We start from the raw sequence: 22,131 nt of genomic DNA on the forward strand, positions 1-22,131 counted from the left end.
GTACGGTTTTGTTGGAAGCGGAATCGGACGGTAAGTGTCACCTAACCTCGGCGGCACCCGGACCGGTGCGACAGACTGCTCAGGACTACTCACGGTCGCTGGTGTGAAGGAGTACGACGTGGCGAGCCTCGACACCTTCGGTGCGAAGACCCAGCTACGCGTCGGAGACGCGAGCTACGAGATTTTCAAGATCGACAAGGTGGACGGCCACGCGCGGTTGCCGTACAGCCTGAAGATCCTGCTGGAAAACCTGCTGCGGACCGAGGACGGCGCGAACATCACCGCCGACCACATCCGCCAGCTCGGCGGTTGGGACTCCACCGCCGCCCCGAGCGTGGAGATCCAGTTCACCCCGGCGCGGGTCCTGATGCAGGACTTCACCGGCGTGCCCTGCGTGGTCGACCTGGCCACCATGCGCGAGGCAGTGCGTGACCTGGGCGGCGACGCCAGCAAGGTCAACCCCCTCGCCCCGGCCGAGCTGGTCATCGACCACTCGGTCATCGCCGACCTGTTCGGCCGCGAGGACGCGTTCGCCCGCAACGTCGAGCTGGAGTACGAGCGCAACAAGGAGCGCTACCAGTTCCTGCGCTGGGGTCAGACCGCGTTCAACGAGTTCAAGGTCGTCCCGCCGGGCACCGGAATCGTGCACCAGGTCAACATCGAGTACCTGGCCCGCACCATCATGGAGCGGGGCGGCCAGGCGTACCCCGACACGGTGGTCGGCACCGACTCGCACACCACCATGGTCAACGGCCTGGGCGTGCTGGGCTGGGGCGTCGGCGGCATCGAGGCCGAGGCCGCGATGCTCGGCCAGCCGGTCAGCATGCTGATCCCCCGGGTGGTGGGCTTCAAGCTCTCCGGTGAGATGCCGGCCGGCACCACCGCCACCGACCTGGTGCTGACCATCACCGAGATGCTGCGCAAGCACGGTGTGGTCGGCAAGTTCGTCGAGTTCTACGGCCCCGGTGTGGGCGCCGTGCCGCTGGCCAACCGGGCCACCATCGGCAACATGTCCCCGGAGTACGGCTCCACCGTGGCGATCTTCCCGATCGACGCGGAGACGATCCGCTACCTGGAACTGACCGGCCGCGACGCCGCGCAGGTCGCGCTCGTCGAGGCGTACGCCAAGGAGCAGGGCCTCTGGCACGACCCGGACGCCGAGCCGGACTACTCCGAGCGCCTGGAGCTGGACCTCGGCACCATCGAGCCGTCGCTCGCCGGCCCGAAGCGCCCGCAGGACCGGGTGCCGCTGGGCGCTGCGAAGACGCTGTTCCGCTCCGCGTTGACCGACTACGTTGCCGACGACTCCGTCGGTGAGCGTGACCTCAAGCCGGGTGTCCCCCGCGAGGAGCTGCCGCGCGGCGCCAACGGCCCGGCCGACGAGGCCAGCGCCGAGTCCTTCCCGGCCAGCGACCCGCCGGCCAACGAGTTCAGCGACCCGGCCGACGAGCCGCGTGACCTGGAGACCGCTGCGGTGGGCGCGGGCGGCCGAGCCAGCAACCCGGTCCGGGTCACCGGCGCCGACGGCGTCGAGTACGAGCTGGACCACGGCGCCGTGGTGATCGCCGCGATCACCTCCTGCACCAACACGTCCAACCCGCAGGTGATGATCGGTGCCGCGCTGCTGGCCCGCAACGCCGTGGAGAAGGGCCTGACCCGCAAGCCGTGGGTGAAGACCACCCTGGCCCCCGGGTCGAAGGTCGTCATGGACTACTACGAGCGGGCCGGCCTCACCCCGTACCTGGACAAGCTCGGCTTCAACCTGGTCGGCTACGGCTGCACCACCTGCATCGGCAACTCGGGCCCGCTGCCCGAGGAGGTGTCCGCCGCGGTCAACGAGCACGACCTGTCGGTGGTCTCGGTGCTCTCCGGCAACCGGAACTTCGAGGGCCGGATCAACCCGGACGTCAAGATGAACTACCTGGCGTCACCGCCGCTCGTGGTCGCCTACGCCCTGGCCGGCACCATGGACATCGACCTGGCCAACGAGCCGATCGGTGAGGACTCCGAGGGCAACCCGGTCTACCTGCGCGAGATCTGGCCGAACAGCGCCGAGATCCAGGACGTCATCGCCCAGGCGATCGGCGCCACCGGTTTCAGCGCCGCGTACGCCGATGTCTTCGCCGGCGACGAGCGGTGGCAGTCGCTGCCGACCCCGACCGGCGACACCTTCGCCTGGGAGAGCGACTCCACCTACGTGCGTAAGCCCCCGTACTTCGAGGGCATGCAGCAGGAGCCGAGCCCGGTCGTCGACATCTCCGCCGCCCGGGTGCTGGCCAAGCTTGGTGACTCGGTGACCACCGACCACATCTCGCCGGCCGGCGCGATCAAGGCGGACTCCCCGGCCGGCTCGTACCTGGCCGAGCACGGCGTGCCGCGCCACGAGTTCAACTCGTACGGTTCCCGCCGGGGCAACCACGAGGTGATGATCCGGGGCACCTTCGCCAACATCCGGCTGCGCAACCAGCTGGTGCCCGGGGTGGAGGGCGGCTTCACCGTCAACCACCTCACCGGCGAGCAGACCTCGATCTACGACGCCTCGGTGGCGTACCAGGAGGCCGGCATCCCGCTGGTCGTGCTGGCCGGCAAGGAATACGGCTCAGGCTCGTCGCGGGACTGGGCGGCCAAGGGCACGATGCTGCTGGGCGTCCGGGCGGTCATCGCCGAGTCGTACGAGCGCATCCACCGCTCGAACCTGATCGGGATGGGCGTGCTGCCGCTGCAGTTCCCGGTGGACGTCACCGCCGAGTCGCTTGGCCTGACCGGCACCGAGACGTTCACCATCACCGGGGTGACCGCCCTGAACGACGGTGAGACCCCCCGCACCGTGCTGGTCACCACCGACACCGGCGTGGAGTTCGACGCCGTGGTGCGGATCGACACCCCCGGTGAGGCGGACTACTACCGGCACGGCGGCATCCTGCAGTACGTGCTGCGCCGCATGATCGCCAACTGATCGCGTACGGCTGATCGAGGGCCGCTCCCGCTTCGGCGGGGGCGGCCTTCGCCGTCCACGCCGAGGAGGGCTTGCGGTCAGAGCGCCCGGAGTCGCTCGTCTATCGCCGCATCCACCTGCCGAACGTCGTAGCCACGTAACCGCCGTCGCAGGGTCGCCGCCCGCAGCGCGTCTCGCGCGGCAGCCCGTGCCACAGCGCTGTCGGTAGCCAGAGCCCCATCGACCTCGGCCAAGAGACTCTCGACCTGACGCATGTCATAACCGCGCAGCGCAACCACGAACGGCAATTCCATGCGGCCACCATATCGGTCACCGGTCGCGCCGACGGGATTGGCGACGGGGGTGCGACGTCACCAGGCTCCTTTCCGCCCTCGGCGGGAAGGAGCCTGTGTCGTTCCCGGGTCGTTCCTCGTTCCGGGCCCCGCCACGGGCTAACCTCAGCTAAAGAGGTGGCTCGGTGGCCGGTGAAGCTGCGGCGCAGTTCAACATTCACGATGCGAAGACGAACCTGTCACGCATCATCGAACGGGTCGAGCATGGCGAGGAGATCGTGATCAGCCGGGCTGGCAACCCGGTCGCCAAGGTCGTTCCTCTTCGTCGTACGACACGCACCGGTCGCGGGTCTCTGCGCGGTTCGCTGGATCTCACCGGTGACTGGGATTCCGACGAGGTCAACGATGAGGTTGCTCGTGGCTTCGGGCTGTCCGGATGAGGCTCTTGCTCGACACGCACGTGGTGCTCTGGTGGCTAACCGACGACCCGCTCCTCGCTGCGGACATCAAGGACCGCATCGACACCGAACCCGATGTGTACCTGAGCCCGGTCACGCTGTGGGAGGTCGCGATCAAACAGTCGCTCGGCACGTTGGCCGGTCCGGCCAACCTGACCGAACGGCTCCGTGACGCCGAACTGCGGGAACTCCCCATCCGCCACGATCACGCCATCGCGGCTGGTCGGCTGCCGGCGATCCACCGGGATCCCTTCGACCGGATGCTGGTCGCGCAGGCCCTACACGAAGGGCTGACCCTGGTGACCCGGGACGACCGCATCCAGAAGTACGACGTGCCGATCCTGGTGGCGTGACTCTCGCTCGCTCGCTGATGGGGTCCTCGACCCGGTCGATCAGGGCCCGGCACCCGTCGGGGTGACCGCTCAGCGCAGCCGCGGCGCGACCGAGCGGGCCTCCTCGTCGGTGAGGAAACGGCGGACGATGGCGACCGGACCGGGGCCGCCCGGCTGGCCGCGCAGGTCGCGGATCGCCCGGCGGGTGATCCGGAAAAACTCCGGCGGCCTGGACCCGGTTCCTGGTGTTGGCCAAGAGCGGCTGACCCTCTCCGCGGTCAACCATGCGGCCCTACCGTGCAAGTCAGCACCGTTGCGTCAGGACGGTGGCGGCTCAACCGAGAAGATCGCGCCGATCTTGCAGTTTCGGTCGTCGACATGAGCGGTTATGCCCCTTGCGTCGGGACAGAAAGTGCAAGATCGCGGAGCGGGGGACGGACCCGGCACGTCGATCATGGAGTGGTGGTGCCTGGTTTGGCAGTTCACCAACTCCCTGATCGGCGAGGCGGTGCCGGTCCAGATGACCGACGTACCGCTCCTGGTGGCGTGTTGCCGCTCCGCTACCGGGTGAGTTCGTCGGCCCGGTCGAGCAGCGCACGGCGCTCGGCTGTTGAGCCCACCGCTGCCGCCGCCTCCCGGAACAGTCCGGCCGCACGCGGCCGGTCGCCCTGCCGGGCCACCAGATCGGCCTGCACCGCCACGGCGAGCGGATAGCCGTCCAACCCGCCACCGGCGCGCGCCGCGTCGAGCAGTACCAACCCGGCGGCCGGCCCGTACGCGTAGCCGTGCGCGACAGCGCGGTTGAGCGCGATCACCGGTGAGGGGCGGAGGTCGGCGAGCGCGTCGTAGGCCCGCGCGATCGTCGGCCAGTCGGTCGCGTCGGCCGAGACGGCGGTGGCGTGGCAGGCGGCGATCCGGGCCTGCCACGCGTACGGCCCGTCGTGGCGTACCCGTTCGAGGGCGGCCAGCCCCTCGGCGATGGCGGCCCGGTCCCACCGGTCGCGGTCCTGCCGCTCCAGGGTGAGCAGGTTGCCGTCGGCGTCGCGGCGGGCGTCTCGACGGGAGTGTTGGAACAACACCAGGGCGAGCAACGCGGCGACCTCGGACTGGTCGGGCATCAGCCGGTCGAGCAGGCGAGCTAGCCGGACGGCCTCGTCGGCGAAGGCCGGCTCGCCGTCGGCGACGTAGCCCCGGGTGAACAGCAGGTACAGCACGGCGAGGACGCCGGGCAGCCGCTCGGTCAGCGCCGGCCCGCTCGGCACCCGGTACGGGATACCGGCCTGGGCGATGCGGGTGCGTGCCCGGGTCAACCGCCGGGTCATCGTCGACTCGCTGACCAGCAGCAGGCGCGCGATGTCAGCGGTCGGCACGCCGCAGACGGTTCGCAGCGTCAACGCCACCCGGGCCTCCATCGCGAGCGCCGGATGGCAGCAGGTGAAGATGAGGCGCAGCCGGTCGTCCACCACGTCCTGCCTGATCTCGGGCTCGGGCTGCGCCTCCTCTGGTGTGAGCAACGCCAGGTCGTGCAGCTTGCGCCGCTCCACTGTGGCCCGGCGCAGCACGTCGATCGCCCGGTTGCGCGCCACCGTCATGAGCCAACCGCCAGGGTTGGCCGGCACCCCGTCGGTGGGCCACCGCTCCAGCGCGACGGTCAACGACTCTTGGGCGCAGTCCTCGGCCAACGCCCAGTCCCCGGTCACCCGGATCAGGGTCGCGACGATCCGGGGGTACGCCTCGACGCTGGCGGCCGCGACGGCCTCCGCCGCCGCGACGGCCGGTGCCGGGGTGCGCACCGGCCGGCGCTGCGAGGTGGACAACTCGGTCAGTCGGACAGGTCCGCGAACGGACGCAGTTCCAGTCGCCCTTCGCGGGCCATCGGGTGGGTGCGGGCCACCTCGATCGCCTCGTCCAGGTCAGCGCAGTCGAGCAGGTCGAAGCCCACGATCACCTCGGCGGTCTCCGCGAACGGCCCTTCGGAGACCAGCAGCTCACCGTCGCGAACACGGACGGTGGTGGCCGCGCTGGTCGACGCGAACACGTTGCCGGTCAGGCGGCGGCCACGAGAGTCGTTCTCCGCCACCCACTTGTGGATGTCGGGAAGCTCGGTGGGGTCGGTGTCCGGCTCGGTGTCGCTGCAAACGAACATCATGTACTTCATCTGGTCGCTCCCTGGTTTCTCGGGGTGTCGCCAGCATGACGATCGGCGGGCGGCGTTCCGGACACCCTCCCCCGAAAAACTTCGGTCAGTCTCCGTTGGCGGCGCGACGACGGGCCTCGCGGGTCTTCATGGCGTGCTCCATCAGCGTGACGAGCACCTCCTTGCTGGACTCACGCTGCCGGGCGTCGCAGAGCAGCACCGGCACACCCGGGTCCAGGTTCAGCGCGGCCTGCACCTCGTCGAGCCGGTACTTCCGGGCGTCCTGGAAGCAGTTCACCGCCACCACGAAGGGCGTGCCCCGACCCTCGAAGTAGTCGATGGAGGGGAAGCAGTCGGCGAGCCGGCGGGTGTCGGCCAGCACCACAGCGCCGATCGCCCCCAACGCCAACTCGTCCCAGACGAACCAGAACCGGTCCTGCCCCGGCGTGCCGAAAAGGTACAGCACCAGATCATCGCTGATGGTGATCCGGCCGAAGTCCATGGCCACGGTGGTGGTGGTCTTGCCCTCCACCCCGGACAGGTCGTCGATGCCGACCCCCGACTCCGTCAGCACCTCCTCGGTGCGCAACGGCCGGGTTTCGCTGACCGCGCCAACCATTGTCGTCTTGCCCACGCCGAAGCCGCCCGCGACCAGGATCTTGATCGCGGTGGGCAGTGGCGTCGCTCCCGCCGGCCGGTCAGAGTGCCCGTAGTCCATTGATTACCGCCTCGAAGATGCTGTTGTCGGGAAGACCGGCCGTGGTCTGCGGCTCGCGGACCTGCACCAGGCTGCGGGCCGCCAGATCACCGAGGAGCACCCGGATGGTGCCCACCGGCAGGTCGAGATGGGCGGCGATCTCGGCGACGGACTGTATGCGTTGGCACAGCCCGACGATCGCCAAATGCTCGGGACCGAGACCGACCTCGGGCGTGACCTCGGCTCGGGTCGCCGTGACCAGGGAGATCAGGTCGAATGTGCCGGTGACCGGGCGGGCCCGACCACGCGTCACCGCGTACGGACGCACCACCGGACCCGCGTGGTCATCCACCCACTGATGGTCTGCCGACTCCCCCTGGACGGTCATCGCCGCTACCTCTCGCCGACCTGCTGATCAGTGCCCCGCGACGGTGATGCGACGTACTTGCCGACGCGGGTGACCAGCATCGCCATCTCGTAGGCGATCAGGCCGACGTCGGCGTCCTCGCTGGCCAGTACCGCCAGGCAGGCATTGCGGCCGGCCGCGGTGACGAAGAGGAACGACGACTGCATCTCGATGATGGTCTGCTGCACCTGCCCACCACCGAAACGCTTGCCGGCGCCTCGGGCGAGGCTCTGGATGCCGGCGGCCATCGCTGCGAGGTGCTCGCCGTCGTCCCGGCTCAACCCCTGGGAGGAGGCCATCAAGAGGCCGTCGGTGGAGAGCGCGACCGCGTGTTCGGCCTGCTTCACCCGGCCCACCAGGTCATCCAGCAACCACGTCAGGTCGGCGCTCGAAGCCGTCTTCTGGGTCACTTCGTCGTCCTCTTCTCGCCCGGCTGTGCGCCGTTGTTCGTCTGGGCTCGACCGTCACACCGCGCGGCAACCCGCGTCGTCGGTGCTCGGTCAGGTCGCTTGTGGATCCTCGTCGGTCGGCTCGGACGGCGTCGCCGCCGGGGTGCCGGAGGCGCCGCCGAGCAGCCGAGCCGCGTCGGTCCGCCCACGCCGGGTGCCGGTCTGGTAGGAGCTCATCATCCGGCGAACCTGCTCCGGTGGGCGCACCACATCCTCGTCGTCGGTTTCGGACACCGCCGGGTCGTCTCGCAACTCGGGAACGATGTTCGCCTGTCGGACCCGGACGGGCAGGCCGGAGTCGGTCCGCTCCGCATCGGCGCCGGCGGGCACCGGGCTGTCGTCGCCGGCCGCGGCCGGCTCCGCGTCGGGGGTCTCCGGGCGGGTGCGGTCGACGGCGGGCAGGCCGGTGGGCACGGTCGGGGCTTCCAGCGCTGGTTGAGCCGGCCCGCGCCGGGCGCGGGTGGGCAGGTCGGGGACGCCGGTCGCCGGGGTGGTCCGCTGTCGGGTGGGGAGAACGGCGTCCGCCTCGGCCTCCTCGTCAGTGGTCGGCGCGGTGGCGTCGGACGGCATCGGGGCCGCCGAGGTCACCGCCACCTCCGACGCGGTGGTCGTCGGTGCGGCGAGCGCGACCGGTGCGAGGGACGCCGGACGGCCGGTGTCAGGGGCCGGCGCCGACGGCATCGCGATGGCCGAGCCGGTCCGGAACGAGCCGGAGTCCTCCGGGGAGGCGCCGGTCTCGGTGACCAACTCCAGCGGGATCAGCACGACAGCCGTGGTGCCGCCGTACGCGGACTCCTTGAGCCGTACCCGCACGCCGTGCCGTTCGGTCAGCCGGCTCACCACGTAGAGCCCGAGGCGGGCGGCGTTGGCAAGGTTCAGCTCGGACTGGTCGACGATCCGGTGGTTCGCCGCGGCCAGGTCCTCCTCGCTCATGCCGAGGCCCCGGTCTTCGATCTCGATGGCGAACCCGTTGGAGACCAGTTGGCCGCGGACCTCGACGGTCGTGTGTGGCGGGGAGAACGACAGGCCGTTCTCGATCAGCTCGGCGAGCAGGTGGATCACGTCGCCGACCGCGCGGCCGGCGAGCGAGACCGGCCCGAGCGGCAGCACGTTGACCCGGGTGTAGTCCTCCACCTCGGCCACGGCGCCGCGCACCACGTCGACAATGGGGACGTTGCGCCGCCAGGCCCGACCGGGGGTGGAGCCGGAGAGCACGATCAGGTTTTCCGCGTTGCGCCGCATCCGGGTGGCCAGGTGGTCGACCCGGAACAGGTCCTCCAACTCCTCCGCGTCGTGCTCGCGGCGCTCCATCGCGTCGAGCAGGGTGAGCTGGCGGTGGACGAGCGCCTGCGTGCGTCGGGCCAGGCTCAGGAAGACCTCGCGGACGTTGCGACGCAGGTCGGCCTGCTCGACGGCGGTGCGCAGGGCGGTTTCCTGGACGGCGTTGAACGCCTTGCCGACCTGGCCGATCTCGTCGGTGCCGAACTCCAGCGGGGGCGCCTCGGTGGCGACGTCGACCTCCTCGCCTCGGCCGATCCGCTGGACGACGCGGGGCAGCCGCTCGTCGGCGAGCTGCCAGGCGGCCTGCCGCAGCCGTTCGAGCTGGCGCAGAAGCGTCCGGGCCGTGGTGATGGAGACGACGACCGAGGCGATGACGGCGAGCAGGCCGAGGCCGGTGGCGAGCACCAGCCGGACGACGACCATCACGGCGACGCCGGTGGCCCGGTCCACGATGCCCTCGCCGCCGGTGGTCACCGTGTCGTTCACCTCGGCCAGCGCCGGCTCGACGGTGCCCCGCCACTGCTCGGCGCCGACCGGCAACTGGGTCGACGGCCGGCCCTCGCGGATGATGCTGTCCTGCACGGCCCGCAGTCGGGTGAACGCCTCACCCTCGACGAGCTGCTGGTAACGGCGCTGGTCGGCGTCGGCGAGGCGGACCCGGACCTCCTCGCCGAGGAACCGCTCCGCGGCGACCAGGCTGGTGTAACGGACGTACTCCGGCCCACTCATCCGGCCGTTGCCGAAGAGGCCGCTGAGCAGCGCGTCCTCCTGGGAGATCAGCTCCTTCATCCGGTTGAGCTGGATCAGGGCCCTGGCCTCGCCGGCGATCTGCTTGTCGTCCAGGCTGCCCGTCACGTCGTAGATCTGGAAGATCGACTCGATCGCGTCGGTGTACGACTCAGCGGCGGCGATCCGGTCGATCTTGCGGTCCAGCACCTCCGCGCGGGTCCGCTCCAGGGTGTTCACCTGGGCGATCGTCATGCCAAGCTGGGTGTCCAGTGCGGAGCTGCCGGCGACGTCGACCTGCCAGTTGCGCACCGAGTCGGCGAAGTCGGCGGCCAGCTGCACGGTCTTCCGGTGTTCGGCCTCGAGAGCCGTCCGCTGCGCGGCCTCCGGGTTGCTCAGGTACGCCTGGCTCAACCGCCGCTCCACCTGGAGCTCCTGCAACAACGGCTCACTCGGCGCGTAGACCTTGCTGTTGATCAGCTGGACACCGAGCAGGTTGAAGCCGTCGCGCAGGGTCACCCACGCCGCGAACATCCAGAGCGCGACCAGGGAGAGCAGCAGGGCGACAACCTTGGTGCGGATACTCGTACCGCGAGAACGCATTGAACCGTCCCAGGCCGGGCGTTGACTCAGCTCATCAACGAATGATCAGAGGGGGCGACGTCCCACCACAGCGGGCCATCCGGGGCTGAGGCTCTGCGTACGCTAGCAGTGTCCACACAACCCCTCAAGTTGCTGTTTTTGTTGACCGGTAACCGCAATCCACCACCGATCGGTCCACGCCGGAAGCACGGATGCTGGCCAGTCGACAGGCGGCGAGCACCGCGGCGCTAACGATGACGGTCGGACAGTACAGCTCCTTGCCGTACCACAGTGGAGGGTGCTCCCGGTCAGCGGATTCGTGTAGGTAGGCGTGTCCACGCGCCACGGCGTCGTCGACCCGTGGCACCGTCGTCGGCACCGTCAGCAGCACCTGGAGGGCGTACGCGGTCTCCTCGGCGGTGCCGTCCCAGCGCCCCCACGAACCGTCCGGGCGCTGGCTGTTCAACACCCAACCGGCCGCCCGATCCACCGCCTCGGCGGCGGCCGCACCCCGCCCGAACTCGGCCAGTGCCAGCACGCAGCAGGCGGTGGCGTAGTACGGCGAGGCGTGCCACCGGTCCTGCCAGGCGCCGTCAGCGCGCTGGTGCCCGGTCAGCACCGCGCTCAGCCGGTCGACCGCCCGGTGATAGCGCTCCCCCGCGTCCGGGTGCCGGGTCAGGCGCTGACCGAAGGCGTCCAGCACGTGGGCGTTGGTGGTGACCGAGAAGCCGTCCTCCCCCGGCCAGGTGCAGAAACCGTCAGCCGTCTCGTACGCCCACAGGCTGGCCGGGTCCGCCGGACGGCCGAGCCGGGCCAACGCGACGAGGCTCACCGCTGTGGTGTCGGCGTCGGTCGGCAGCCCGTCGCCGGTGGCGATTCCCTGGCCGGCGGTGGCAGCGGTCAGGCTCTCCAGGACGGAGGCCGGTGGGTTGATCGTGATCCCGGCCCGGTGCAGGCCGCTGAGCACCCAGGCCCGCTCGAAGACGGTGATCGGCGCCGGGCAGGGCACCGGACCGCCTCCGTCCCGGATCAACGCCCGCAGGAAGGCGTGCGCGGTGGGGCCGGCGGCCGGGCCGGCCGCGGTCAGCCAGGCCGCGGTCGCGGCGGGTGACGCGCCGACCGCTGTGAGCGTGGGGCCGGCGTCGGTGGGTACCGCGTCCAGGATCTCGTAGAAGTGGGCCAGCTTCGGTGGCAGCGTCATTCCGGCGGCGACCGCGGACCGCACCGCGTGCAGCCGGTCCCGGGTGAGCCCGGTGGGCAGCGGCAACGGTGGGCGGGGCAGTCGGGCGGCGGTGGCCCGCTCCAGCCCGGCGAGCCGGTCGTTGATCGCGTCGACCAGCGCCGGGACGATGAGGTCCAGCGCGGGGGTGTCCGGCAGATTCCGGGCGTCGCCGGGGAGCAGCGTGCCGACGAGCGCGCCGAGCCCACGGGCCACCGGAGCGAGCAGCTCCGTCCCGGCCCTGCCGTCCGCCAGCGCCGCGAGCAGCGCGTCGGTGGCGCTCAGCGTCGGTACCAGGGCGTACCCCTCGGGTGGGCCCCACGCCCCGTCCGGGCGCTGACCGCGCAGCAGGAACGCGATCCGCTGGTGGTCCCCGGTCAGCCAGGGAGCGACGGCGACCAGCCGCCCGGTCTCGTACACCGACGCGGCGACCTGCCCCCACGGCCGCAGGCCAAGGCCGGCGATCAACTCGCGGGCGGCGTCGGCGACCGGGGCGGTGGTGGTGGCGACTGCGGCAGCGGTGGTCGCCGCGTCGGCGAGCACCCGGGTGGCGCAGTCACTCATCGCGCTCCCCCCAGAAGTCCGACAGTTGGTAGAAGCCGCCGGTGAAGGAGATCTGCCGGTTGAGGTAGTCCGCCTGGCGGGGGCACCGCTCAGCGAGGGCGGCCAGATCTCCCCGGGACCGGGCGGTCAGCTCGGCCAGCCGGTCGTGCACCTGCGCCGGGTCGTCGACCAGCGAAAGCGCGTTCAGGTCACCCCACTCGGCGTCGCGCTTCTGCGTGGCGAGGTCGTTGACCAGCCGCAGCACCCGCTGCACGCCACGTCCGGCGTCCAGCAGGTCGGTCAACTGGGCGAGGGTCTTCTCGTCGCCGGTGGCTATCCAGTGGGTGACGTTGACGAAGGAGCTGCCGGAGTTGTCGGCGTTCTCCAGGTAGCGGTCCAGGTCCGGCAGGCGTCGCCCGGTGGTCGGGTCGGTCGGCAGGTTCTTCCAGTCCCACTCCCGAGCCCCGGCGGCGAGCATCCGCGCCAGCTCGTCGCGCCAGATCGGGCGCAACCGGGCGAACGCCGGCACGGTGGCCAGTTCGTCGCGCAGGTCGGCCAGCAGCCGGGCCAGGTGTCGCCCCGGTGGCGGCGCCGCGCCGTCGGCCACCGCCAGGCAGTCGTTCACCACCTGCCGGACGTCGTCCACCGACCGGGCGAGGTAGTCGACCTGCCAGTCGGCCGCGAAGACCCAGAGCACGGTACGGGTGGTGATCCGCAGTTCGGCGGCGGTGTGCCAGGGTGCGATGAAGGCGACCACTGTGGCCACCGAGCTGAGCAGCGCCGGGTCGAACGGCGCGGCGTCGAACAGCTCCGGGTGGGCGGCGGTGACGCCCTGGAGGTCGCGTACGCCGCGCACGGCGAGCGCGCACACCCGACCCTGCTCGGCGACCGCGTCCTGACCGGCCCGCGCCGGAGGCGGGGTCTCCATCACGATGCGGCCGGTCGCTCGACCGGGGTGAGGATGACCTCGGCGCGCTGCTTGGGTTGCAGCGAGGCGCCCATCCGAGGTGTGAGGTCGGCTGGTTCGCGCAACCGGAAGCGGTAGCGGCTCAGCACGGTGCTGACGATGAGCTGCGCCTCCAACAGGAACAGGTACTGCCCGAGGCACTGGTGCGGGCCCCCGCCGAACGGGAAGTAGGAGTAGCGGTAGCGCCGCCGGGGCAACTCCGGCGCGAACCGCTCCGGGTCGAAGAGCGCCGGGTCGGTCCAGAACGTCGACATCCGCTGGGTGACGTACGGGCTGACCAGCACGGTGCCGCCGGCCTTGATCCGCACCCCGCCCAGCACGTCGGCACCGACAGCGGTGCGCGGGATCATCCAGCCGGCCGGGTAGAGCCGCAGCATCTCGTCGAGCACCATCCGGCCGTAGCGCAGGTGGGGCAGGTGTTCGCGGCCGACCCGTTCGGCGCCGACCACCCGTTCGATCTCGTCGGTCATCCGCTCGGTCACGTCGGGCCGGGACGCCAGGACCGGCCAGAGCCAGGAGAGCAGGGCGATGGTGGTCTCGGTGGCGGTGGAGAACATCGCGACCACGTCGCCGCGGATCGCGTACTCGTCGGGTTCGCTGCCGTCGGCGCGTGGCCGGCAGAGCGTGGAGATGATGTCGTCGCCGTCGGTCGGATGGGCCCGGGCCTCCCGGATGATCGGCAGCACCACCTCGTCGATGGCGCGCACCGCGTCGCGGAAGCGCCGGTCGCCGGGGATCGGGACCGCGTACGGCACGGCGGGCATCAGTAGCCGGGGGAGCATCGCTGTGGTGAGGGTGTTCAGCGCGGCGCTGATCCGTAGGGCGTCGGGGACCGAGATCCGGTCGGCGAAGAGGACCCGCATCGTGGTGCGCAGGACGATCCGGGTCAGCTCGGCGCCGCCGTCGATCGGCCGACCGGCGAGCGCCGGTTCGAGCCACTCGTCGACCGCCTCGTTGATCGCCTCGGCCATCTTGTCGACGAGCGTCTCGGCCCGCTTGGCGGTGAACAACGGTTGCAGCGCGCCTCGGCTGGACTCCCAGATCTCACCCTCGGCGACCAGGATGGCGTCACCGACGATTCGGCGCACGGGTCGCCAGAGCAACCCGTCGCCGTCCCGGGTGTAGTTGGCAACGTTGTCGCGCAGGACGCGTTGCAGGTGCTCAGGATGGCTGACCAGATAGGGGCGGAACGAGCCGAGGTTGAGCCGGACGACGTCGCCGTCGGCGTCCTGGGCGAAGTCGACCAGCGCGCCCAGCGGATCGCGGACCAGTGCCGGTAGAGCGCTTCGTAACGGGATCGTCCGGGGCTCGGTGCTGACGGTGACAGGGCGCGCCTCGGACACCTGTGACATCGAACCACGTCTCCTCGTCGTCCCGGCGACCGCAGCGGTCCACTTCGGTCGCGCGGGTTGATGAAAACTTTCACCTTCTGGGCCGCCGGAAGCATCTCACCAAACGAGGGGCACCTCCAGACTTGCGGACGGCGCAATTTCCATCTAAGCGCGTGCACGTTCGTCGATGTATGAACCTTGCGGGAATCCTGAATGGATACTCAGGAACGACACCACGCCGGGTGCGCCGACGACCCAGCGCTGTGGGCGAAACGGCCGCGATGCCGCCGACCTGGCTGCGGCATCGGCACCGGACGGGCGGCCTCGGGCTGGCCGGTGCGGGCGGTGACCCAGGACGCACCGGTACCCCCGAATCCGGGCGATGCCCGGCACCCTGTGCCAGGCTCTGTGACATGGACGACAAGACCATCCTGAACCGGATCTCCGAGCTGGTCGACGAGGAACACAAGCTGCGTGCCGACGCCCAGGCCCACGAGTCGGGCACCGAGGGCGAGACCAGCGAGCGACTGCGCGCCCTGGAGGAGTCCCTCGACCAGTGCTGGGACCTGCTGCGCCGCCGACGGGCCGCCCGGGAGACCCACGGCGACCCGGACGCCCAGGGCGAACGCCCCAAGCCCGAGGTGGAGCGCTACCTGCAATAGCCGGCATGGCGGGTCGGGCGGTGTGGCCGCCCGACCCGCTCCGATCAGCGCAGGCCCGCCTCGCGCAGCAGCTCTCCGGTCAACAGGCCGGGGTCCACCTGCTCGGCGGGAAGACCCCGGGCCGCGAACCAGGCGCCGACAACCCGCACATCGCGGGCCAGGAACTCCGGCCCCTGCGGGTTCGCCACCACGTCGACCACCTGCGGCAGGTCGATCACGACCAGCCGACCCTGGTGCACGAGCAGGTTGTACGGCGACAGGTCACCATGCGCGTAGCCGGCCCGCGCCAGCACCCGCAGCGCCTCCACCAGTTGGGCCCACAGGTCACGCAACTCGGTCGGGTCGGGGCGCAGTTGGGCCAGCCGGGGCGCCGCCTCCCCCGACTCGGCGTCACCGACGAACTCCAGCATCAGCTCGGTGCCCCGCACCTGCACCGGGTACGGCACGGCGATCCGGTCGTGCCCGGCGCCGATCTCCCAGAGCCGGCTCAGCGCGGCGAACTCGGCCGCCGCCCACTGCCCGGCGATCATCTGCCGGCCGAACGCCGTCCGCCCGGCCATCGCCCGGTTCTCCCGGGACCGGCGCACCCGACGGCCCTCCAGGTAGCCGGCATCGCGGTGGAACAACCGGTGCTCGGGATCGCGGTAGCGTTTCACAGCGAGCAGGCAGGACCGGTCGGTGTCCGGCACGGCCCGACGGACCAGGTGGACGTCCGCCTCCTTGCCGGTCTTCAACACACCCAACTCGGTGTCCTTGGCGGCCAACTCGGTGACCAGCCAGGCGGGGTGCGGCTGTGGCCCGTGCACGGCGTCGTCCCAGGACGACCAGCGCTCGCCGGTGTCTGGGTCGGGCTCACTGTCCGGGTCGGCGAGCGGCTCGGTGGGCCGCCCGCGCTTCAGAAACTGCGGTTCGTCGTCGTCGAAGCGGCTCTTGCCGCGGCGGCGCTCGAGCGCCGGAAGGTCATGATCGCGCACTGTGGTGAGGTTCCCTTGGTCGAGGCTGAGATAGGCAGCTGGAAGCGACCTGCAAAGACGGCCATGACCGACCCCCTCTCCTCGACCGGGCCCACGCCCGGGATGCACCATGCGCGGACAATGCTCGTACCACCACGTCCGCCGGTCAACCGAATTACCGAACGGTCGCTCGGACATCCGACCGGCGGCGCGAAGACCCTCAGCGGGCCAGGACGGTGGCGACCGCGGCGATCAACCCGTCCACGGTGCGGCTCGGCGCGAACCGGACGTCCGACCAGGTACGCCCGCGGTGCAGCCAGACGCTGGGCAGCCCGACGGCGGCGGCGCCGCCGATGTCCGCCTCCGGGCTGTCGCCGATCACCCACGCCCCCCGCAGCGGCATCCGGACCCGCTGGGCGGCGAGCGCGAAGATTCTCGGGTTGGGTTTGCTGACGCCGGCCTCCTCGGAGATCACCCAGTCCGCGACGTACTGGTCCAGCCCGGTCTGGCGAATCTTGGCGTCCTCGACGCGTACGGTGCCGTTGCAGACCACCACCGGCACCCAGCCGGCGTCGTCGGCTATCCGCAGCGCGCAGGCGGTCAGGGGGTCGAGCCGGGTCTGCGCCACCACCCCGTCGTGCAGCTCCTCGACGAGGTCGATCGAGGGAATGCGCAGCTCGTAACGGTCCCGGATGGCGTCGGCGAGGTCCCAGCGGTCGGTCAGACCGTCGGCGTCGATCGACAAGAGCCAGTCGATGTCGGTGTGGGGCGCGCCGATGCTGTCCAGGAAGCGCTCACCCCAGCGGCGGAACGGCCCGGCCCGATCCAGCAGGGTGTTGTCCAGGTCCAGCAGGAGCAGTGGCACTCGGGCACCCTACGGGACCGACGTGTCCGCCAACAGATGCGGCGGGTATCGAGCTGACGACGGGCTCAGCCAGGCATCGACAGCCGCGGGCCGCCCTGGTCCGACAGCCGATCGACGAGCATCGAGTGGGCCGTGCGGGTGGCCGCCAGCACGACGGGATCCAGCGTCGCCACGAGCACCGCAGTGCCGTCGTCCGCCCCGCGGGCCAGCACCCGTCCCTCGGGGTCGTAGATGGCCGCACCGCCGTTGAACCGCCACGGGTCGACACCGCCGACCGCGTTGGCGAAGACCACGAACATCGTGTTGTCCAGGGCACGTGCGGCGTAGTAGAGATCCCGGCGGTGCTCGGAGCCGGCCAGGTATCCGCTGGGGCACAGGTAGGCGTGTGCGCCGTCGAGGGCGGCGGCTCGGCCGTGCTCGGGGAAACAGCCGTCGTAGCAGATGCCCAGCCCGAGCCGCCAGTCGTCGACGAGCAGCGTGGCACCCCGATCGCCGGGGGTGAACAGCTCCCGTTCGTCGCCCCACAACTGCTGCTTGTCGTACCCGACCCGCACCTCGCCGGTCCGGTCCACCACCAGCGCCGCGATGGTCCGCCGAGCGTCCGGGTGCCGGACGGCCGCGCCGACCAGCGCGGTCACACCGGCCTCTCGCGCCGCGACGCGCAGCGGGTCGAGCCGGGGATCCGCGACCATCCCGGCCGGATCGGCCGCGACGTCGGTGCCGGCCGGGTCGGCGGCGAGGACCGGCGGGTGGTACGCGCAGAGGAACAGCTCCGGCAGGACGGCCACCCGAGCACCCCGCTCGCCGGCTCGGCGGACCAGGTCGGCGGCGATGACCGCGTTGCCGGCGACGTCGCCCGGCGTGGGGGTGGCCTGGACGGTGGCCACTGTCAGCGGGGAGCTGGGCACTGTGCGGGGCTGGGTCACCGGGCGATGGTAATCGGCGACATCCCAAGCCGTACGTACGGTTTGCATGCCCCCGTGTGACCTGCGACGATCGACGTGTGCCCAGAGTAAGCCAGGACCAGCTCGACGCTCGCCGGCAGGAGATCCTCGCCGCGGCCCGGGCGTGTTTCGCCCGGCTCGGCTACGAAGGGGCGACAGTACGCCGCCTCGAGGAGGCCACCGGCCTGTCCCGTGGCGCGATCTTCCACCACTTCCGCGACAAGGACTCGCTCTTCCTCGCTGTCGCCGAGGACGACGCCGCGGCGATGGTCGAGACGGTGGCCCGCAACGGCCTGGTGCAGGTGATGCGCGATCTACTCGCCCGCGCCGTCTCGCCCGACACCACCGGCTGGCTGGGCAGCCAACTGGAGGTCTCCCGGCGGCTGCGCACCGACCCCGCGTTCGCCAGGCGGTGGGCGGAGCGGTCCGCCGCGATAGCGGAGGCGACCCGGGACCGGCTGGCCCGCCAGCGCGACGCCGGCGTGCTGCGCGAGGACGTACCCATTGACGTGCTGGCCCAGTTCCTGGAGCTGGCCTACGACGGCCTGGTGTTGCACCTGGCCATGGGCCGGCCGGCCGGTGACCTGGGCCCGGTGCTCGACCTCGTGGAGGAGGCGGTCCGCCGCCACTGACCACGCGCACACCGGTCGGAGGCCCGTGGCGAGGCTCCTCCACAATGGGGCCGCCGATCCCCTCCGGTGACAGGAGCAGTCGATGAACGTCCACGCCGCGTCCGGCGACACCTGGGGCATCTCCGGCCCGACCTTCCTCCGGTACTACGTCGCGGCGGCCATCCTGGTGGTGGCGATAGCCGCGTACTACCGGATCCGCCTGCTGACCACCCCGGCGCACACCACAGTCGATCCACTCGGGGCGCAGCAGGTCGCGTACCTCAACGGTGGCCCGCAGCTCGCGGTGCACGCCTCACTGGGCGGGCTGCGCGGCAGCGGCGCGGTCGGCGTACGACCGGACCGTCGGCTGACCACCGGCGGCGCCCCGCCGACCGGGCTCACCCCACTGGATCAGGCCGTCCACTGGGCCGCCCACCAGCACTCCCGGGTCCGGGACCTGCCGCAGGACGAGCGCGTACGCACCGCGTTGGACCAGATCCGCAACGGCCTGGAGCAGCGCGGGCTGTTGACGAACGACGCGCAACGCGCCCGCGCCCGCCTCTGGAGCCGGTTCCTGCTGGCCCTGCTGGGCCTCGGCGTGCTCCGGGTGATCTCCGGCCTGTTCAGCGGTCGTCCGGTGGGTTACCTGCTGCTCACCCTGGCGGTGCTCCTCGGCGCCGTCCTGCTGCTGGCCCGGGTACCCGTCCGCACCCGGGCCGGTCGTGCCGCCCTCCGTTCCGTCCGCGGCGAACACACCCACCTCGCGCCGGCCTCCGCGCCGGCCTACGCCACCTACGGAGCGGCCGGCGCGGCGATGGGCGTGGCCCTGTACGGCACCGCCTCGCTCTGGGCTCTCGACCCGGGCTTCGCCGAGCAGGCCGAGATTCAGCGCCAAGCCCTCTCCGGCAACGGCGGCTGGACGGGCGGGTCCGACGGATCGTCCGGTGGCGGAGGCGACAGCTCCGGTGGGGACGGCGGCGGAGGCGGCGGGTGCGGGGGCGGCGGCGGGTGCGGCGGATGACCGGCCCGTCCGGGGTCGGCATCGGCTGGCGTCCGGAGATCGCCGGCTTCGTGGCCGAGCTGCCCGGCCTGCGTTTCGTCGAGGTGGTGGCCGAGGGGGTGTCCGCCTCCGGGCCGCTCCCGCCCGGTCTGGCGCAGCTGCGGGACCGCGCGGTGACCGTCGTACCGCACGGGGTGCGGCTCTCCCTCGGCGGCGCCGAGCCGGTCGACATGGCCCGGGTCGCCCACCTGGCCGCTGTGGCGCAACGGCTGGACGCCCCGTTGGTCAGCGAGCACATCGCGTTCGTCCGGGCCGGCGGCCTGGAGGCCGGCCACCTGCTGCCGCTACCGCGCAGCCGGGAAGCCGTCGACGCGGTCTGCGCCAACGTGGCGCGGGCACAGGCCGAGCTTCCGGTGCCGATCGCGCTGGAGCCGATCGCCGCGCTTGTCGACTGGCCCGACGACGAGTTGACCGAGGCGGACTTCCTCACCGAGATCCTCGACCGGACCGGGGCACTGCTGCTGCTGGACGTGGCCAACGTGCACGCCAACGCCCGCAACCGGGGCGCCGACCCGCTGGCGTTGCTGGACCGCCTGCCGCTCGACCGGATCGCGTACGCACACGTGGCCGGCGGCGCCGAGCACGGCGGTTTTTACCACGACACCCACACCGACCCGGTGCCGACGGCGGTGCTGGAGCTGGTCGGCGCGCTCTGCGCCCGACGGCGACCGCCGGCGCTGCTGCTGGAGCGCGACGGCCACTACCCGCCGGCCGCCGAACTCCGCGCCGAACTGGACGCCCTGGCCACCGCCGCGGGTTTTCCGGCCGTGACATGACCGGCGCACCCTCCGCGCAGACGCCCCGCGCCGGGCTGGCCGAGCGGCAGGCCGAACTGGTCGCGGCGCTGGTCGCCGGAGGGCCACCCCCGCCCGGGTTCGCGCCGGGACCGCTGGCCGCCACCCGCGCGGCAGTGCTGCGTAAACGCGCCGGCGACGTGGCCCGGCACTGGCCACTGCTCGCCGCCGGCCTCGGTGCCAGGTGGTCGACCACCTTCGCCGACTGGGCCGCCCGGCGACCCACCGCCGGATCGCTGCGCGACGGTTGGGACCTGGCCCGGGCGCTGCACGCCCAGCACACGCTTCCCCCGGCGGCCGCCGAGGAGTTGGCCGTCCGGGAGGCACGCCTGCGCTACGACGGGCTTCGGGCGCCGCGTCCGCGCCGGGCGCCGGCGGTGGGCCGCGCCGGCGGCGCCGTCGCGGTGCAGATCGCCGGCCGGGTACGCCTGCTGCGCCCCGCCGCACGGGGATCGGGCCCTGCTGGCGACGCCGTACCGGATGCGGCAGGATCGGAGTTATGGATCTCGGACTGACCGACCGCGTGTACGTCCTCACCGGCGCCTCCCGCGGTCTGGGTTACGCGACCGCGCAGAGCCTGGTCGCCGACGGTGCGCGGGTGGTGCTCTCGGCCCGCGACCCGGACGCGGTGGCCGCCGCCGCCCAGCAGCTGGGTGGCCCGGAGCACGCCGTCGGGCTGACCGCTGACCTGACCGACCCGGAGACCCCGGGAAAGCTCGTCGCCGCCGCGCAGGAGCATTTCGGCCGGCTCGACGGCGCGCTGATCTCGGTCGGCGGGCCACCGCCGGGCAATGCCGCAGCGGTCACCGACGAGCAGTGGCGGCTCTCCTTCGAGACCGTCTTCCTGGGCACCATCCGCGCGGTCCGCACCATCGCCAACGCCCTGCCCGAGGGCGGCGCGATCGGGCTGGTGCTCTCCACCTCGGCTCGCGGCCCGGTGCCCGGCCTGGGCATCTCCAACGGCCTGCGGCCCGGCCTGGTCGGCGCGGCCAAGGACATCGCCGACGACTACGGCCCACGGGGGGTCCGAGTGGTCGGGCTGCTGCCCGGCCGGATCATGACCGACCGCAACCGGGAACTGTTCGGAGCGACCGGCGACCCGGAGCGGGCCCGCGCCGAGGCGGAGGCCGGCATCCCGCTGCGCCGCATCGGCGACCCCGCCGAGTTCGGCCGGGTGGCCGCATTCGTGCTCTCCCCCGCCGCGAGCTACCTCACCGGGATCACCCTGCCGGTCGACGGCGGCGCGCTGCGCGGGCTGTGACCCCCGACCCGCTCCGCCCCTCCGGCATCCGGCATCCCCGACCCACCCGGGCTGATCTGGCGGCGGCTGCGGACCGGACCATTCCCGACGTGCTGGCGCCGGAGCTGGAGGTGCTCTTCGTCGGCATCAACCCGGGCCTGTGGTCAGCCGCGACGGGCTGGCACTTCGCTCGACCCGGCAACCGGTTCTGGCCCGCCCTGCACCGGGGTGGGTTCACCCCTCGGCTGCTGCACCCCAGCGAACAGGACGAACTACCGGCGCTCGGGCTCGGCATCACCAACATGGCCGCCCGGGCCAGCGCCCGCGCGGACGAGCTGAGCGCCGAGGAACTCCTCGACGGCGCGGCGATCCTGACCGACAAGGTGGCCCGGTACCGGCCGCGCTGGGTGGCAGTGGTGGGAGTGACCGCGTACCGGATCGGTTTCCAACGGCCCAAGGCCACCTTCGGGCCGCAGCCGGAGTCGCTGGCCGACGCCCGGCTGTGGGTGCTGCCCAACCCCAGCGGCCTGAACGCGCACTTCACCCCGGTCACCCTGGGCCTGGCGTTCGCCGAGCTGCGGGCGGCGACCGAGCTACCAGACCCTCGGCCCGCCGGACCAGCCGACCGTTGATCGACACGGTTTCA

The 22,131-nt window shown here is 71.9% G+C and carries 23 protein-coding genes; 10 read left to right on the forward strand and 13 right to left on the reverse strand.

All coding sequences use genetic code 11. The features are described 5' to 3' along the window. Window positions 1-103 precede the first annotated feature (103 nt). Window positions 104-2,956 carry an aconitate hydratase gene (locus OHB44_RS24000; protein ID WP_330438361.1) on the forward strand — a complete coding sequence of 951 codons (2,853 nt, stop codon included), beginning with the start codon at window positions 104-106 and terminating at the stop codon, window positions 2,954-2,956. 77 nt (window positions 2,957-3,033) lie between these two features. Here OHB44_RS24000 and OHB44_RS24005 read toward each other — a convergent pair whose 3' ends face one another. After that, window positions 3,034-3,249: a hypothetical protein gene (locus OHB44_RS24005; RefSeq protein WP_238682652.1), complete on the reverse strand. Its 216-nt coding sequence runs from the start codon at window positions 3,247-3,249 to the stop codon at window positions 3,034-3,036. A gap of 164 nt (window positions 3,250-3,413) precedes the next feature. On the opposite strand from OHB44_RS24005, the gene OHB44_RS24010 reads away from it, so the two are divergent. Together OHB44_RS24010 and OHB44_RS24015 are read left to right on the forward strand one after the other, a co-directional pair. Next, on the forward strand, window positions 3,414-3,668 hold the full coding sequence (locus OHB44_RS24010; RefSeq protein ID WP_330438362.1) for a type II toxin-antitoxin system Phd/YefM family antitoxin: 255 nt from the start codon (window positions 3,414-3,416) through the stop codon (window positions 3,666-3,668). After that, entirely contained in the window at window positions 3,665-4,039 is a 375-nt protein-coding gene (locus OHB44_RS24015) for a type II toxin-antitoxin system VapC family toxin (protein WP_330438363.1), read from the forward strand. Before OHB44_RS24010 ends, OHB44_RS24015 begins: the two co-directional genes overlap by 4 nt. Window positions 4,040-4,578: 539 nt before the next feature. On the opposite strand, the gene OHB44_RS24020 is transcribed toward OHB44_RS24015, so the two are convergent. The 9 genes from OHB44_RS24020 to OHB44_RS24060 form a co-directional block, all read right to left on the reverse strand. Then, window positions 4,579-5,835: an RNA polymerase sigma factor gene (locus tag OHB44_RS24020; protein ID WP_330438364.1), complete on the reverse strand. Its 1,257-nt coding sequence runs from the start codon at window positions 5,833-5,835 to the stop codon at window positions 4,579-4,581. A gap of 5 nt (window positions 5,836-5,840) precedes the next feature. After that, window positions 5,841-6,176, reverse strand: coding sequence for a YciI family protein (locus tag OHB44_RS24025; protein WP_238681700.1), 336 nt, complete (start codon window positions 6,174-6,176; stop codon window positions 5,841-5,843). An 85-nt stretch (window positions 6,177-6,261) separates the two neighbouring features. Beyond that, the gene (locus OHB44_RS24030; protein ID WP_330438366.1) at window positions 6,262-6,873 is read right to left on the reverse strand and encodes a GTP-binding protein; all 612 of its coding nucleotides are present in this window, start codon (window positions 6,871-6,873) and stop codon (window positions 6,262-6,264) included. Further along, window positions 6,854-7,240 (reverse strand): DUF742 domain-containing protein, encoded by a 387-nt coding sequence (locus OHB44_RS24035; RefSeq protein WP_030337267.1) that lies wholly within the window; start codon window positions 7,238-7,240, stop codon window positions 6,854-6,856. The genes OHB44_RS24030 and OHB44_RS24035 overlap by 20 nt, the downstream gene beginning before the upstream one ends. A gap of 5 nt (window positions 7,241-7,245) precedes the next feature. Then, on the reverse strand, window positions 7,246-7,668 hold the full coding sequence (locus OHB44_RS24040) for a roadblock/LC7 domain-containing protein (protein ID WP_091403761.1): 423 nt from the start codon (window positions 7,666-7,668) through the stop codon (window positions 7,246-7,248). A 90-nt stretch (window positions 7,669-7,758) separates the two neighbouring features. After that, window positions 7,759-10,317: a sensor histidine kinase gene (locus tag OHB44_RS24045; protein WP_330438368.1), complete on the reverse strand. Its 2,559-nt coding sequence runs from the start codon at window positions 10,315-10,317 to the stop codon at window positions 7,759-7,761. Between the two features lie 124 nt (window positions 10,318-10,441). After that, window positions 10,442-12,079: a prenyltransferase/squalene oxidase repeat-containing protein gene (locus tag OHB44_RS24050; protein ID WP_330438369.1), complete on the reverse strand. Its 1,638-nt coding sequence runs from the start codon at window positions 12,077-12,079 to the stop codon at window positions 10,442-10,444. Further along, on the reverse strand, window positions 12,072-12,986 hold the full coding sequence (locus tag OHB44_RS24055; protein WP_238682659.1) for a terpene synthase family protein: 915 nt from the start codon (window positions 12,984-12,986) through the stop codon (window positions 12,072-12,074). Before OHB44_RS24055 ends, OHB44_RS24050 begins: the two co-directional genes overlap by 8 nt. After that, entirely contained in the window at window positions 12,986-14,323 is a 1,338-nt protein-coding gene (locus tag OHB44_RS24060) for a cytochrome P450 (RefSeq protein WP_330441272.1), read from the reverse strand. The genes OHB44_RS24055 and OHB44_RS24060 overlap by 1 nt, the downstream gene beginning before the upstream one ends. A gap of 446 nt (window positions 14,324-14,769) precedes the next feature. Between OHB44_RS24060 and OHB44_RS24065 the strand changes: the two genes are divergently transcribed. Further along, window positions 14,770-15,018, forward strand: coding sequence for a DUF2630 family protein (locus tag OHB44_RS24065; RefSeq protein WP_238682660.1), 249 nt, complete (start codon window positions 14,770-14,772; stop codon window positions 15,016-15,018). A gap of 44 nt (window positions 15,019-15,062) precedes the next feature. Here the strand turns inward: OHB44_RS24065 and OHB44_RS24070 are convergent, their stop codons facing one another. From OHB44_RS24070 to OHB44_RS24080, 3 genes are all read right to left on the reverse strand, one after another. Further along, window positions 15,063-15,992 carry a serine protein kinase RIO gene (locus tag OHB44_RS24070; protein ID WP_238682661.1) on the reverse strand — a complete coding sequence of 310 codons (930 nt, stop codon included), beginning with the start codon at window positions 15,990-15,992 and terminating at the stop codon, window positions 15,063-15,065. 199 nt (window positions 15,993-16,191) lie between these two features. Continuing rightward, a complete protein-coding gene (locus OHB44_RS24075; RefSeq protein WP_238682662.1) occupies window positions 16,192-16,836 on the reverse strand; it encodes an HAD family hydrolase in 645 nt (214 codons plus the stop codon). Between the two features lie 65 nt (window positions 16,837-16,901). Next, a complete protein-coding gene (locus OHB44_RS24080; protein WP_330438370.1) occupies window positions 16,902-17,762 on the reverse strand; it encodes a carbon-nitrogen hydrolase family protein in 861 nt (286 codons plus the stop codon). A 77-nt stretch (window positions 17,763-17,839) separates the two neighbouring features. Between OHB44_RS24080 and OHB44_RS24085 the strand changes: the two genes are divergently transcribed. The 6 genes from OHB44_RS24085 to mug all read left to right on the forward strand — a co-directional run bounded on the left by OHB44_RS24085 (window position 17,840) and on the right by mug (window position 22,117). Next, a complete protein-coding gene (locus tag OHB44_RS24085; RefSeq protein WP_091403732.1) occupies window positions 17,840-18,412 on the forward strand; it encodes a TetR/AcrR family transcriptional regulator in 573 nt (190 codons plus the stop codon). Window positions 18,413-18,494: 82 nt separating this feature from the next. Beyond that, window positions 18,495-19,412, forward strand: a complete 918-nt coding sequence (locus OHB44_RS24090) for a TIGR04222 domain-containing membrane protein (protein WP_330438371.1) — start codon at window positions 18,495-18,497, stop codon at window positions 19,410-19,412. Continuing rightward, on the forward strand, window positions 19,409-20,227 hold the full coding sequence (locus OHB44_RS24095; protein ID WP_330438372.1) for a DUF692 domain-containing protein: 819 nt from the start codon (window positions 19,409-19,411) through the stop codon (window positions 20,225-20,227). Before OHB44_RS24090 ends, OHB44_RS24095 begins: the two co-directional genes overlap by 4 nt. After that, on the forward strand, window positions 20,224-20,760 hold the full coding sequence (locus tag OHB44_RS24100) for a hypothetical protein (protein ID WP_266304965.1): 537 nt from the start codon (window positions 20,224-20,226) through the stop codon (window positions 20,758-20,760). Before OHB44_RS24095 ends, OHB44_RS24100 begins: the two co-directional genes overlap by 4 nt. Continuing rightward, window positions 20,745-21,506, forward strand: a complete 762-nt coding sequence (locus tag OHB44_RS24105; RefSeq protein ID WP_330438375.1) for an SDR family oxidoreductase — start codon at window positions 20,745-20,747, stop codon at window positions 21,504-21,506. Before OHB44_RS24100 ends, OHB44_RS24105 begins: the two co-directional genes overlap by 16 nt. Further along, window positions 21,503-22,117: a G/U mismatch-specific DNA glycosylase gene (gene mug / locus OHB44_RS24110; RefSeq protein WP_330438376.1), complete on the forward strand. Its 615-nt coding sequence runs from the start codon at window positions 21,503-21,505 to the stop codon at window positions 22,115-22,117. Before OHB44_RS24105 ends, mug begins: the two co-directional genes overlap by 4 nt. Window positions 22,118-22,131: the final 14 nt, after the last annotated feature.

It is taken from the genome of Micromonospora sp. NBC_00821 (assembly GCF_036347035.1).
Classification (GTDB): Bacteria; Actinomycetota; Actinomycetes; order Mycobacteriales; family Micromonosporaceae; genus Micromonospora; species Micromonospora hortensis.

Bases quoted from the DNA above. Each gene is read 5' to 3' on its own strand.
- OHB44_RS24005 (WP_238682652.1), bottom strand. From the start codon at position 3,249: ATGGAATTGCCGTTCGTGGTTGCGCTGCGCGGTTATGACATGCGTCAG.
- OHB44_RS24015 (WP_330438363.1), top strand. From the start codon at position 3,665: ATGAGGCTCTTGCTCGACACGCACGTGGTGCTCTGGTGGCTAACCGAC.
- OHB44_RS24025 (WP_238681700.1), bottom strand. From the start codon at position 6,176: ATGAAGTACATGATGTTCGTTTGCAGCGACACCGAGCCGGACACCGAC.
- OHB44_RS24030 (WP_330438366.1), bottom strand. From the start codon at position 6,873: ATGGACTACGGGCACTCTGACCGGCCGGCGGGAGCGACGCCACTGCCC.
- OHB44_RS24035 (WP_030337267.1), bottom strand. From the start codon at position 7,240: ATGACCGTCCAGGGGGAGTCGGCAGACCATCAGTGGGTGGATGACCAC.
- OHB44_RS24045 (WP_330438368.1), bottom strand. From the start codon at position 10,317: ATGCGTTCTCGCGGTACGAGTATCCGCACCAAGGTTGTCGCCCTGCTG.
- OHB44_RS24050 (WP_330438369.1), bottom strand. From the start codon at position 12,079: ATGAGTGACTGCGCCACCCGGGTGCTCGCCGACGCGGCGACCACCGCT.
- OHB44_RS24055 (WP_238682659.1), bottom strand. From the start codon at position 12,986: ATGGAGACCCCGCCTCCGGCGCGGGCCGGTCAGGACGCGGTCGCCGAG.
- OHB44_RS24065 (WP_238682660.1), top strand. From the start codon at position 14,770: ATGGACGACAAGACCATCCTGAACCGGATCTCCGAGCTGGTCGACGAG.
- OHB44_RS24090 (WP_330438371.1), top strand. From the start codon at position 18,495: ATGAACGTCCACGCCGCGTCCGGCGACACCTGGGGCATCTCCGGCCCG.
- OHB44_RS24095 (WP_330438372.1), top strand. From the start codon at position 19,409: ATGACCGGCCCGTCCGGGGTCGGCATCGGCTGGCGTCCGGAGATCGCC.
- OHB44_RS24100 (WP_266304965.1), top strand. From the start codon at position 20,224: ATGACCGGCGCACCCTCCGCGCAGACGCCCCGCGCCGGGCTGGCCGAG.
- OHB44_RS24105 (WP_330438375.1), top strand. From the start codon at position 20,745: ATGGATCTCGGACTGACCGACCGCGTGTACGTCCTCACCGGCGCCTCC.